At 28.3% G+C, this 13653-nt stretch carries 14 protein-coding genes and 1 other annotated feature; of the genes, 13 read left to right on the plus strand and 1 reads right to left on the minus strand.

Annotation, left to right across the window (positions count from 1 at the left end):
- Nucleotides 1-226: 226 nt before the first annotated feature.
- Nucleotides 227-835 carry a methyltransferase gene (locus HCG70_RS05245; RefSeq protein ID WP_055277920.1) on the minus strand — a complete coding sequence of 203 codons (609 nt, stop codon included), beginning with the start codon at nt 833-835 and terminating at the stop codon, nt 227-229.
- Between the two features lie 298 nt (nt 836-1133).
- Here HCG70_RS05245 and HCG70_RS05250 point away from each other — a divergent pair, with 298 nt between their 5' ends.
- From HCG70_RS05250 to HCG70_RS05310, 13 genes are all read left to right on the plus strand, one after another.
- Nucleotides 1134-2225 carry a ribose-phosphate pyrophosphokinase gene (locus HCG70_RS05250; protein WP_042397948.1) on the plus strand — a complete coding sequence of 364 codons (1092 nt, stop codon included), beginning with the start codon at nt 1134-1136 and terminating at the stop codon, nt 2223-2225.
- Nucleotides 2226-2300: 75 nt separating this feature from the next.
- A complete protein-coding gene (locus HCG70_RS05255; protein ID WP_221697539.1) occupies nt 2301-2486 on the plus strand; it encodes a hypothetical protein in 186 nt (61 codons plus the stop codon).
- A 23-nt stretch (nt 2487-2509) separates the two neighbouring features.
- Nucleotides 2510-3382 (plus strand): DUF6734 family protein, encoded by an 873-nt coding sequence (locus HCG70_RS05260; RefSeq protein ID WP_055277921.1) that lies wholly within the window; start codon nt 2510-2512, stop codon nt 3380-3382.
- A 195-nt stretch (nt 3383-3577) separates the two neighbouring features.
- Nucleotides 3578-4771, plus strand: coding sequence for an acetate/propionate family kinase (locus HCG70_RS05265; protein WP_042397959.1), 1194 nt, complete (start codon nt 3578-3580; stop codon nt 4769-4771).
- A gap of 283 nt (nt 4772-5054) precedes the next feature.
- On the plus strand, nt 5055-5627 hold the full coding sequence (locus tag HCG70_RS05270; RefSeq protein WP_055277923.1) for a hypothetical protein: 573 nt from the start codon (nt 5055-5057) through the stop codon (nt 5625-5627).
- Between the two features lie 28 nt (nt 5628-5655).
- Nucleotides 5656-6897: an NAD(P)-dependent oxidoreductase gene (locus HCG70_RS05275; protein ID WP_042397965.1), complete on the plus strand. Its 1242-nt coding sequence runs from the start codon at nt 5656-5658 to the stop codon at nt 6895-6897.
- A 140-nt stretch (nt 6898-7037) separates the two neighbouring features.
- Entirely contained in the window at nt 7038-8003 is a 966-nt protein-coding gene (locus HCG70_RS05280) for a DNA methyltransferase (protein WP_055291647.1), read from the plus strand.
- 70 nt (nt 8004-8073) lie between these two features.
- Nucleotides 8074-8214: a sequence feature (ribosomal protein L20 leader region), on the plus strand.
- Between the two features lie 26 nt (nt 8215-8240).
- On the plus strand, nt 8241-8762 hold the full coding sequence (gene infC / locus HCG70_RS05285) for a translation initiation factor IF-3 (RefSeq protein ID WP_042397970.1): 522 nt from the start codon (nt 8241-8243) through the stop codon (nt 8760-8762).
- 20 nt (nt 8763-8782) lie between these two features.
- Nucleotides 8783-8980 (plus strand): 50S ribosomal protein L35, encoded by a 198-nt coding sequence (rpmI, locus tag HCG70_RS05290; RefSeq protein WP_042397974.1) that lies wholly within the window; start codon nt 8783-8785, stop codon nt 8978-8980.
- A gap of 26 nt (nt 8981-9006) precedes the next feature.
- Nucleotides 9007-9366 carry a 50S ribosomal protein L20 gene (rplT, locus tag HCG70_RS05295; protein WP_042397977.1) on the plus strand — a complete coding sequence of 120 codons (360 nt, stop codon included), beginning with the start codon at nt 9007-9009 and terminating at the stop codon, nt 9364-9366.
- 115 nt (nt 9367-9481) lie between these two features.
- On the plus strand, nt 9482-10171 hold the full coding sequence (locus HCG70_RS05300; protein ID WP_055277926.1) for a PHP domain-containing protein: 690 nt from the start codon (nt 9482-9484) through the stop codon (nt 10169-10171).
- Between the two features lie 237 nt (nt 10172-10408).
- A complete protein-coding gene (gene licT / locus HCG70_RS05305) occupies nt 10409-11236 on the plus strand; it encodes a BglG family transcription antiterminator LicT (RefSeq protein ID WP_195953717.1) in 828 nt (275 codons plus the stop codon).
- A gap of 443 nt (nt 11237-11679) precedes the next feature.
- Nucleotides 11680-13530, plus strand: a complete 1851-nt coding sequence (locus tag HCG70_RS05310; RefSeq protein ID WP_154821177.1) for a beta-glucoside-specific PTS transporter subunit IIABC — start codon at nt 11680-11682, stop codon at nt 13528-13530.
- Nucleotides 13531-13653: the final 123 nt, after the last annotated feature.

Here is a 13653-nt window from a genome sequence, read left to right on the forward strand (position 1 = left end):
ACAGGAAAGTTAAGCTCTACAGCGTCGATGGTACTGCACGGGGGACTGTGTGGAAGAGTAGAACGTTGCCAGGTAATTCAAGGTACTTAGTATAAAACTAAGTACCTTTTTGTTATATTAAATTATAGTTAATATTAAAAAAGATACTTAATTTAAATTAAGTACCTCTTATATAAAAATATAGTTAATCAATTGATTATATTTAGAAATAAGGATTTAATTATTTTTAACATATTAATTTATATATTAAGAATTTTTGCCTTTTATCAATAATACTTAAATTTGGAATATTAATTTCTTGGGATAATATAAAACCAGTATAATTTTCTAAGTAATATATATACTCTTCAGAAGGATAATATAAAATTAAATCTATTTCTCTTGGAAAGCTTTCAACAGATAAAAGAATATTTTTAATTACTTTCATAAATAATTGAACAGAAAATGGGTTGAAAAAGTAAAACTTATTATCACTATTAGATATTTGATATTCTTCTGCAAATGTATTTATAAATTCAATTTTATCTCTAGATTTATTATGATGTTTAAGATAACTTTTTTTATTATTAATACAAATTTCAAAGTAATTATTGTTCATTTCGATACCTGTTACTTTTGAATTATAATAATAATTTATATAAAAAGGTAAGCGGCCTTTACCACAACCAAAATCAACAACAGAATCTTTATCATTAACACAATATTCTTTAAATAATGTTTCTAAGGCTAGATAGGAAGTAGCCTCATATCGATTATAATGATGGGATTCATAAAATCCTTGTTGCTCTCCAGTAGTTTTAATATTAAATAATTTTTCATAGTACAAATCTTCCATAAGGTGTCCTTCCTTTTAATAAAAAATATAGAGCGTTTCCGTAAATATAATAAAGTACAAATATTATAAAATATTTGTAATAAATACGTATAGAAATACTAAATTCAATTAATTATAATAAATATAAAAGAAAAAGTCCAAAAAAAGAGAATAATTTAATATAAGTGTTTATTAATGTTCGTTATTAGTATATACTATTAATGATTGGAATTTTATAAATATTTGATGGAAGACATATCAAATTATGTATATTATTAAATTTGAATCTTTGAAATAAAAATGTAAAGGGGAAAGTTTGATGACAGAATTAAGACATGAATTAGGATTAATTGCACTAGAAAGTTGCAAAGAACTTGGAAAAGCTGTTGATAAATTTATTCAAGAAAAGAGAAATACTAGTGAGTCATTCCTAATACCAATCAATGAGATAAGATTTTCTAACGGAGAAGGAAAAGTAAAGATTTCAGAAAGTGTTAGAGGAAAGGATATATATATATTATGTGATATTGGCAATTACAGTTGTACATATAAAATGTTTGGATTTATTAACCATAAAGGTCCAGATGAACATTTCCAAGACATAAAAAGAACAGTTTCTGCAATAAGAGGTAAGGCTGCAAAGATTACAGTAATAATGCCACTTTTATATGAATCAAGACAACATAGACGCAAGGGAAGAGAGTCTCTAGACTGTGCTTTAGCGCTTCAAGAATTAGAAAGATTAGGAGTACATGAAGTATTAACATTTGATGTACATGATCCTAACGTACAAAATGCAATTCCACTTTTATCTTTTGAAAACTTTTATCCAACATACGATATAGTTAAATCACTTATTAAAAATGAAGAAACTTTAGAACTGAATAAAGACAAGCTTATAGTTATAAGTCCAGATACAGGTGCAATGGATAGAGCAATTTATTATTCAAGTGTTTTAGGTGTAGATGTAGGTTTATTCTATAAGAGAAGAGATCATTCAACAATAGTAAACGGTAAGAATCCTATTGTTCAACATGAGTATATGGGAAGAGATGTTGAAGGAAAAGATGTATTAATAGTAGATGATATGATAGCATCTGGAGAATCTGTTCTTGATATAGCTATGGAATTAAAAGAAAGAAAAGCAAGAAATGTTTATGTAGCTACTACATTTGCTTTCTTTACAGAAGGACTAGAAAAGTTTAATAGATTCTATGAAGATGGAATTATTTCAAGAGTTTATTCAACTAATTTAACATATATTTCTGATGAATTAAAGTCTGCAAAATGGTATAAGCCTGTTGATATGTCAGAATTAGTAGCAAAAATAATTAATAAGTTGAATTATGATAAATCTATTGCTTCTTATATGGACGCAACAAGAGTTATACGTGACTTATTAGAAGAATAAAAGTATAATATATTATAGCACCTGTGAATTTGTAGAAGTTTGCGGTGCTATAATATTTTTTTGAGAGGAGAATATATGGGAAAAAAAAATATTGATGATTTAAAGCCAGAAGATAGGCTTAAAAAAAATACTATCCCAAATAATAATATTAATAATGTTACTTTAATTAATAGAGTGATATTTGGTACTACAAGTAAAATTGATATTTCTTCTAATTTAGTTAGCTCAGGGGTTGGAGGATATGGATTAAATATTATATAAATATTTTTAAAGGTGGAGAGATAATGATAAAGGCATTTCATTCTAATTGGACTACCCCTTTCTTTAAAATGAATCCAAATAAAGAATATTATATAGAAGATTTTGAAATTTTAACTACTATAATATCAGCATTAAAGTGGAGAGAAAAGAATGGTAGTATAAAGATGGTTACAGATGAAATTGGTGCTAATTATTATAGAAGGTTAGGCATTGATAGTATATGGGACTTAGGAATTGATATATCATTAGAAGGAATAAACAATAATATTGATAGCAATTTATTTTGGGCAGCAGGGAAAATATATGCATTAAAAAATCAAGAAGCTCCTTGTGTAATGATTGATACTGATTTTATTGTGTGGAATAAAGTTGAGGACTTACTATTAAAATCGGAGATAAGTGTAATTCATAAGGAAGAAATTAATCCATGTGTTTATCCTAGTAAAGAACACTTTATTATGAAAAAAGGTTATTTATTTGATAAGAAGTGGAGTTGGACTGTATTACCAAGCAATACGGCATTTGTTTATATTGGTGATAATAAATTTAAAGAATATTATACAACTGAATCAATTAAATTTATGGAAAATTTATTGGATAGTGATGATAGAATAGTTAATATGGTCTTTGCAGAACAAAGGTTAATATCTATGTGTGCAGAAAGAAAAAATATAAAAATTAATGAAATAATGGCTTTAGAAAATTTATTTAGTGAAAATCAAAAACTTTTTACACATACATGGGGATATAAAAAAGAAATGAAGAGTGACTTTAATAAACGACGAGACTTCTGTATAAGATGTATTAATAGAATTCTTAGCGACTATCCACAGTATAAGGATATGTTAATGAATATTAAGTCTTTAGAAATTTATTTTAACGAAATCAATAAATAGAAATTAATTGTAATATAATTTGAAAAATTGCATAAAAATATAAATGAGGGATATATTTATGATTTAGAGTATATGCCTTTTTTTTAATATAAAAAGTTTTCAGATAAAAAAGAATAATTAAACTTTTAGGTTATTTAGGATTTTTAGTGGTATTATATTTATATACAGAAGCAATATAAAAGGAGCGTGGGAATAATGAAAACATTAGTAATTAATTGCGGTAGTTCATCTTTAAAATATCAATTAATAGATATGGCGACAGAAGATTGCATGGTTCAAGGATTAGTAGAAAGAATAGGGATTGAAGGATCTATATTAACTCAAAAAGTTGAGGGAAAAGATAAATATGTAATAAATTCAGATATTAAAGATCATAAAGAAGCAATAAGACTAGTTTTAGAAGCTTTAGTTGATCCAGTTCATGGTGTTATTAAATCTATGGATGAAATATCAGCAGTAGGACATAGAGTTGTTCATGGAGGAGAAAAGTATTCTGATTCAGTACTAATTAATGATGAAGTATTACAATCAATAAAGGATTGCATAGTATTAGCACCTTTACATAATCCACCAAATGTAATTGGAATAGAAGCTTGTAAAGAGTTAATGCCAAATACACCAATGGTAGCAGTATTTGATACAGCATTCCATCAAACAATGCCAAAGCATGCATATATTTGTCCTTTACCATATGAATTATATGAAAAGTATGGTGTAAGAAAATATGGATTCCATGGAACATCACATAAATATGTTTCTAATAAGGTTGCAGAAGCAATGGGTAAGGATATTAAGGACTTAAAAATAATTACTTGTCACTTAGGAAATGGATGTTCTTTAGCAGCTGTTAAAAATGGAAAATCTATTGATACATCTATGGGCTTTACACCACTTGCTGGAGTAATGATGGGAACAAGATCAGGAAGTATCGATCCTTCTGTTATCAGTTTCTTAATTGAACAACATGGATATACTATTGAAGAAATTGATGAATTATTAAATAAAAAATCAGGAGTTTTAGGTATTTCAGGAGTATCTTCTGATTTTAGAGATGTTTTAGCAGCAGGGGAAGCTGGAAATGAAAGAGCAAAACTTGCTTTAGAAATATTCTACTATAAAGTTAGAACTCAAATAGCAGCATATGCTGGTGCTATGGGAGGAGTAGATGTAATAGTATTTACAGCAGGTATAGGAGAAAACTCTTCTATTACTAGAAGAGAGATATTAAGAGGATTAGAATTCTTTGGATTTACAATTAATGATGAGAAAAATGAACTTAGGGGTCATATCCAAGAAATATCTAATGAAGATTCTAAAGTTAAGGTATATGTAGTACCAACTAACGAAGAGTTAATGATTGCAAGAGATACAGCAAAACTAGTTAAATAATATATTATGGTGTGCTATAAAAATTATTAAATAATTTTTAGCACACTATTTTTATAATAGAAAATAAAGTTTATTTTTATAATAATAAATATGATATAATAATTTTTATCTAAGAGCTAGTTGGTGTAACACTCTCAAGTTTTTATATGGGAGATAACAGCAGACACGCCACTAGACTAGGTGCCCTTGGGGTATAACAAATATAACCTTAAGATGGAGTTAAAACTTAATCTTAAGTTAAGAATTTAGTTTATTATAGAGATGAAAAGAAAAGGAGTCTATTATGGGAAATAAAATAACATTAACATATGAAAATGGAGAATTTAATGTAGCTTTAAATGAAAATGTTGTATATACAGACAAAGAAATGGAAGGAGCATTACTTAAATTTAATGCAGTAGTAAAAAATAATGCTATTGAACAAAGTAATTCTTGGTGTGATATTGAAGATTCTATTAAAGCTTTCAATATGTCTAATATAGAAGTAAATTCACAATTTAAAACTATATCTTATGGAAAAATGAAATATTTTTATAATACTGATAAAGTTTTTTATATTGAAAACAGCAGTATGATATCTTTAGGTGGAGGTTTTTCATTATTTAATTTTGTAATTGATAAAATTAATTCTGGAGAATTAGAAAATGAAGAAAGCTTTTTAGAATTATGTAAAATAGCAATGGTTAATAAGGGGATTTTTAGTGCACATGAAGATAAAATTATGATATCAAGTCCTAAGTTTAGTTATGGAACTGTTGAGTATAACTTTGCAACTAAGAAAATTAATAAGGGTACTAGTAGTGAAAAAGGAAGCTTTGAAGAATTTAAAGCTTATGTTTTAGATATACTTAAATAATTATAATATTATATAAAGTAAAGGATAAATGCAAATGATGAAAGAATTATTATTAGAAGCAGATAGATGTTTATTATGTAAAAATGCAAGATGTAAGGCAAACTGTCCTATTAATACTGAGATACCTGAAGTAGTTAAGCTATTTAAGGAAGGAAAACTAGATGAAGCTGGAGCGATGTTATTTGAAAATAACCCATTATCAGCAGTATGTGCGGTAGTTTGTCCTCATGAAGATCAATGTAAGGGAAATTGTATTAGAGGAATAAAAGGTGAGCCGGTAAGTTTCTGTGAAATCGAAGAACTAATATCTAATGAATATTTAAAAAAGATAAAATTAGAAAAGACGGCAGAGAGAAATGAGAGAATAGCAATTATAGGTGCTGGTCCAGCTGGGATTACATTATCTATTATTTTAGCTAAAAAAGGCTTTAAGGTTACTTTATTTGATGCTCATGAAAAAATTGGTGGAGTATTGAGATATGGTATTCCAGAATATAGATTACCTAACTCAGTTATGGATAGGTATGAAGAAATTCTTCTAGCATTAGGAGTAAAAATTAGACCTAATACTTTAATAGGTCCTGTAATTACTTTAGATAAATTATTCTTTGATGGATATAAGGCTGTATTTATTGGAACAGGAGTATGGAATCCTAAGACTTTAGACATTAAAGGAGAATCTTTAGGAAATGTTCATTATGCAATAGATTATTTAAAATCACCGGATGTTTACAATTTGGGTAAAAAGGTTGCAGTAATTGGAGCAGGAAATGTTGCTATGGATGCAGCAAGAGTTGCTAAAAGAAGTGGAGCAGAAGAGGTATATATACTTTATAGAAAAGGCTTTGAAAATATGCCTTGTACTAAGGTTGAATTACAAGAAGCTAAAGATGACGATATTAAGTTTGAGTTATTTAAAGCACCAATTGAATTAACTGAAGACGGTGTTAAATACATAGAAACAAAAAATGAAGTCAAAGAAGATGGAAAAGTTGTAACAGTTACTATAGATGGAACTGAAGGAATGTTTGAGTGTGATTCTGTAATAATTGCAGTAAGTCAATCACCTAGAAAAAATATAGTAGCTAATACAACAGGAATTGAAACTAACAAATGGGGATTAGTACTTACTGATGACAAAGGGCATACAACAAGAGAAGGTGTATTTGCATCAGGTGATGTTGTAACAGGTGCTAACACTGTAGTTCATGCAGCTGCTTATGCAAAGGTAGTTGCAGAATCTATTGAAGAGTATTGTAAAAAAGACTAGAGAGGCTAAGAGTTAAGAGTTAGGGATGAAACTCCTTAGGAGTTTCTAAAATATCCTATAAATTCAGTCTAAGCTGAATTTATTCCTTAACTAAAAACTAATAACTCAAAACTCTTAACTAAAAAAAGAGGGGTGTTTAAATGAATAATGCAATGGTAAAAAGTGAGTGTGAAAACATCCCAGAGCAATATTTTTATTTTATAAATTGTTCTGATATGGAAAAAGACTTATGTGATATGGAAATGAAAAGTATTTTTGGTAAAGTTCCCAAAGATAAAATTTTATTTTCAAACAAAGACTTTGATCCATCAAGAAGTCCATTTATAAAATTTAAAATTAATATTAGATATGTGGAAGATTCAGTTGAAGAAATTATTAATAAAATCAGAGATGAAGAAATTAAATATGATGATTTTAAAGTAAATTATATGAAGAGCGAAGATGGCGATGTTAGCTATGAAGAACGTCTTAAAGCAATTAGAGGAATAGGATTTGTTGTAACAGGCTTTCCAGATATGCACAATCCCAAGGTAGAGCTTGCAGTTACAAAATTTAAAGATAAGTGGATATTTGGAGAACTTATAAAAAATGATTTTAAGTGGCAAAAACACAATGATAAACCATATTCATATTCAAATGCGATTCCATTAAGAATGGCAAGAGCATTAGTTAATATTGCTACTTGTGATGATAGAAGTTTAAATATAATAGATCCATGCTGTGGTGTTGGAACTGTTGTCATAGAGGCTTTAGATTTAGGGTTTGATGTAAAAGGATATGAAATTAGTAAATCTATTGCTTGCAATGCGAGGAATAATATCGAGTATTTAGGGTATAATAGAGAAATAATAACTAGTGGAGATATGCATGATATAAAAGAAAAATATGATGTTGCCATAGTTGATATTCCTTATGGATTATATTCACCTATTACTGTACAAGAACAAGTGGATATAATCAATACTTCAAGAAGGATAGCTCGTAGACTAGTTATAATTACTTTTGAAGATATGGATAATATAATAATTTCAGCTGGTTTTAGAATACTTGATAAGTGCTATATGACAAAGGGAAATATGAAAAGAGAAATTAGCATATGTGAATAGAATCTAAATTTTTCTAGAATAACCATTAACAAAAAAATTGACAATGAGTTATTCTAATGATATAATAAATTTCGTCAAGAAGAAACTGCCGTTTCTCGCCTTACGGCATAGCTTAGTAAGGTAATGAGTTTATTGGATTTTCATCTAGAAGTATGTCTAGATTTTCTAAATAATACGAGGGCGGCATTATATGTCGCCCTTTTATTTATATATTTTTCTTGATAGATTTTATCGGAGGTGAATGTTATCAGTAAAAACTTTACTTGTAATGAAAGTATTAGAGAAAAGGAAATTAGAGTAATTGATTCAGAAGGTAATCAATTAGGAGTAATTTCCACAAAAGAAGCTTTACAAATGGCTGAGGAGAAAGATTTAGATTTAGTAATGATATCTCCAACAGCAGTGCCACCAGTATGTAAGATAATGGATTTAGGCAAATACATTTACGAGCAATCTAAAAAGGAAAAAGAAGCTAAGAAAAAGCAAAAGGTAACTGTCATTAAAGAAATCAGATGTAGTTTAACTATTGAAGAAAATGACATAGCTATCAAAGCTAAAAATGCTAGAAAGTTCTTATTAGACGGGGATAAAGTTAAAGTCACTGTTAGATTCAAAGGTAGAGAAGCAACATTAGGTCACCTAGGATTAAAAATCTTAGAAAACTTTGTTTCAAAACTTGAAGATGTTTGTACTGTTGAAAAGGCAGCAAAACAAGAGGGAAGAAACATGACAATGGTATTAGCCCCTAAAAAAGCATAACCAGAGAGGAGAATATAATCATGCCAAAAATGAAAACGCACAGAGGTGCAGCTAAAAGATTTAAGAAGACTGGTACTGGAAAGATAAAAAGAGCAAAAGCTTTCAAGAGCCATATCTTAACAAAGAAGAGCGCTAAGAGAAAGAGAAACTTAAGAAAAGCTGCTTATGTTTCAACTACTCAAGAAAAAGCAATGAAGAAATTATTACCATACCTATAATATAGAGGACTTAGGAGGAATACAAAATGGCAAGAGTTAAGAGAGCGGTAAATTCTCGTAAAAATCATAAAAAAGTATTAAAGCTTGCAAAAGGTTACTACGGTGGGAAGAGCAGATTATTCAAGACTGCTAACGAATCTGTAATAAGAGCTTTAAGAAATGCATACGTTGGAAGAAGATTAAAGAAGAGAGATTTCAGAAGATTATGGATAGCAAGAATTAATGCTGCTACAAGAATGAATGGTCTTTCATATTCAAGATTCATGAACGGAATCAAATTAGCTGGAATCGACATGAACAGAAAGATGTTATCTGAAATAGCTATAAACGATCCAAAAGCATTTGCAAACTTAGTAGAAACTGCAAAAGCTCAATTAAACAAATAATTATAAATATAATTTGTTTACATAAGGCAATCCGAAAGGATTGCCTTTTTTATTTTAGTGTGCATAAAATGAAAAATAACATATAATAAAAAGTAAATAATTATTAGGAAGAAATATGTATACAAAAGGTGATTTTCATATACATTCAACTTGTTCTGATGGAGGCTTAACACCAAGTGAGATAGTTAAACTTGCAAAAAGAAAAGAAGTTGATATTATTTCAATTACAGATCATAATAATACAGATGGAATAGATGAAGCCATAGAAGAAGGTAAAAGCCAGGGAATAAGAGTAATACCAGGCGTAGAATTATCGACTCGATATAATAAGTGTAGAGTTCATGTTTTAGGTTATTTTAAAGATGATAGCTATAATAATGAATTACTTAAAATTGTTCTTTTAAAGGTTAGGCAAGGAAATATAAAAGAGTTAAGAAAAATATTTTATAATAATATAGATTTTTGTGGATACAAGGATAAGCTATGTGTTAAAACTGGAGTTGATATATTAAAATTCTTTGGAGCTACAGTTGTTTTAGCACATCCTGTACTATTATGCAAAAAGGATTTTGAAAATATAATTAATATTGATTTTGATGGAATAGAAGCAAAGTACTATAAAAACACTGAAGAAGATACTAAGTATTTAATTAATATAGCTAAGGAAAGAAATATGATATATACTGCAGGATCAGATTTTCATGATTATATTGAATATTATAGAGTTCATGGAATGATTGGTGATGTATATTTAAATCAAGAAGAAATACGTGAGTTTTTAAATAAGTTATCAATAGATGAATGAGATTAATAAGAACTTTTTTCTTTGAGAAAAGACGTATTGGGATTGAATTGACAAAATAATAGATAAATGGTATATATTATATATAAACGTTTACTGGATATTATTGCGATCGTTACTGAATAGCAGGCGAAACCTTATCTAAGAAACGATATATATCTATATCGTTTTTATTAGAGAGGTTTTTTTTATTGAAAAATTTCTTCTTAAGTAATACTAATAATTTAATGGGGTGGTTAGATGGTAATTAAACAAATATTTAATAACAATGTTGTATTAGCTAAGAATTCATCAAAAGATGAATTAGTAGCAATGGGATGTGGAATAGCATTCAAGAAAAAAGTAGGAGATAAAATAAATGAAAATTCTATAGAAAAAACATTTATTCTTAAACAAAAAGATGCATCAGAAAAATTTAAGCTCTTATTAGAAGATATTCCCGCGGAGCATGTATCAATATGTTATGATATAATTGAATATGCTAAAAATATGTTAGATATAGAGTTAAATGATTATATATATGTTACACTAACCGATCATATAAGTTATGCACTAAAATTAAATAAAGATGGTATAAAGCGTTCTAATGTTTTAATGTGGGAAATTAAAAAGTTTTATCCTAAAGAATTTAAGATAGGATTAAGGTCATTAGATTTAATAGAAGAGGAAACTGGACAAAGGTTAGATGATGATGAGGCTGGAAGTATTGCCTTACATTTAATTAATGCTCAGATAAACAAGAGTAGCACTTGTGCTGGTGATGCAGCAAAATTAACACAAATGGTTCAAGATATTTTAAATATAGTAAAGTACACATATAATATTCAATTAGATGAAGATTCATTGAATTATGAAAGATTTGTTACACACTTAAGGTTTTTCTTTAAGAGACTTAATAATAAAAATGTTCTTGAAGAAGAGGATGATTTTTTATTAGAGCAAGTGAAAGATAAATATAAGAAAGCTTATGAATGTATGTTAAAGGTAGAAAAGTATTTAGGTCAGAAGTTATCGCAATCAGAAAAACTTTATTTAACATTGCATATTCAAAGGGTTACAGCAAGGTAGGAGAATAATTAATAGCAGCAAAAGAATATAGAATACTAATAAATATAGATATTTAAATTCTTTTGTTGTTTTTATAAAAAAAATAATAAAATTTTATTGACAATGTTTACAAGATAGTTTATTATAAATATATAAGTTAAATGTTTACAAGAAAATATGAGATCGTTACTGACTCGATCAGGCGAAACCTTAATTAATGAAGATGAGATATTATTGCTTTATCTATCTTGATTAGTTGAGGTTTTTATATTTTAAAACTAAATTAAGAAAATACTAATTTATAAGATTAAATATAATTTAGTAGGGATTGTTACTGTTAAATCAGGCGAAACCAGAATTTATGGAATAAATATAATTATTTATATTATTTCATAAGTATTGGTTTCGCTTTTTTTTTATAAATATAAATAAAATTTAAATATATAATAAAGGGGAGAATGGTTATGAAGTATGAAAAATTAGCTAAAGATATTATTAAGAACGTTGGCGGTAAAGAAAACGTTAACAGCTTAACTCATTGTGTTACGAGATTACGTTTTAAACTTAAAGATGAAAGTAAGGCAAATACAGAAGTATTGAAGAAGATGGATGGGGTAGTTACTGTAGTTAAAAGTGGTGGACAATATCAAGTAGTTATAGGAAACCATGTTCCAGATGTTTACGCAGATGTAGTAGCAGTAGGAGGATTTTCTGAAGCTTCAGATGGAGATGCAAATGAAAAAGTTGGACCACTGGCTGCATTAATAGACATAATTTCTGGAGTCTTCCAACCTATATTGGCTGTATTGTGTGCAACAGGTATGATAAAAGGGTTAACAGCTATATTATCAGCAGCAAATTTAGTTGATAGTACTGGATCAACATATATGATATTAAATGCAATTGGGGATTGCTTATTCTATTTCTTTCCGATCTTTTTAGGATTTACAGCAGCTAAAAAATTCAAGTTAAGTCAATTTACAGGTATGGCAATTGGAGCAGCTCTAGTTTATCCAGATATAGTAGGGCTAGCAGGACAAACGGTTGGATTTTTTGGAATTCCAGTAGTTATGCCTAGCAGTGGATACACTTCAACAGTTATTCCTATAATACTAGCTGTATTCATAGCATCAAAATTAGAAAAAATATTTAAAAAGATTATACCAGATGTAGTTAAAACTTTCTTAGTTCCATTTTGTACACTATTAATTATAGTTCCTGTAACATTTATGGCAATTGGTCCAGTTGCAACATATGCGGCTAATATTTTAGGTGACGTAACAATGGCAATTTATAATTTCAGTCCAGTAGTAGCAGGTGTATTTATTGGAGGGTTATGGCAAGTATTTGTAATGTTTGGATTACATTGGGGGTTAGTTCCAATAGCATTTAATAGTTTAGCAACGGTTGGATATGATACAGTATTAGCAACTTCAGTAGCTGTATGCTTTGCTCAAACAGGTGTTGTTTTGGCTATATTAGTAAAAACTAAAAATAAAAAATTAAGATCAATTTGTATTCCAGCAGCTATTTCAGGAATGTTTGGTGTGACTGAACCGGCTATTTATGGTGTTACATTACCAAGAAAAAAACCTTTCATTCTAAGCTGTATTGGTGGAGCAGTAACAGGAGGAATTATTGGATTATTTGGTTGTAGAGGTTACATGGTAGGAGGAATGGGTATATTCGCACTTCCTAGTTATATTGGACCAGATGGAATAGATAGTAGATTTTTAGGTATGGTTTTAGCTATGGCTGTAGGTGTTGTAGTAGGTTTCTTATTAATGTTCTTTGCTAAATTACCAGAAGAAGATATGAAAGATGAAACAGTTGTAGAAAAAAACAAAGAAGTTTTAGTTAATAAAGAAGTATTAGTTAGCCCATTAAAAGGTGATATTGTATCTTTATCAGAAGTTAAAGATGCAGCATTTGCGTCAGGTGCTTTAGGAAAGGGAATTGCAATTGTTCCAACAGAAGGAAAAGTTCTTTCTCCAGCTGACGGTACATTAACAACATTATTTCCAACATCTCATGCATTAGGAATTACTACAAATAGTGGAGCTGAAATATTGATACATGTTGGTATGGATACAGTTCAATTAGAAGGAAAGCATTTTATTCCTAAAGTTAAACAAGGTGAGAAAGTTAAAAAGGGTCAAGTATTATTAGAGTTTGATATAAATGCTATAAAGTCTGAAGGATATTCAGTGGTAACTCCAGTAATAGTTACAAATTCAGATAGTTACTTAGATATAGTTGAAACAGATAAGAAAAGAGCAAATTATAGTGAAGATATTTTAACAGTAGTAGTATAAAAAAAGATTTCTATTAGTAGAGAGATGTAAAAACATCTCTCTATTTTTTATAGAATTTATTAAGCCTTAGAAAATTTTAAACTTAAATGTGCAATTAAAATTATGAATATATAAGAATAATTT

Origin of the sequence: Clostridium sp. K04 (assembly GCF_019734375.1) — a bacterium.
Taxonomy (GTDB): Bacteria; Bacillota; Clostridia; order Clostridiales; family Clostridiaceae; genus Clostridium; species Clostridium saudiense.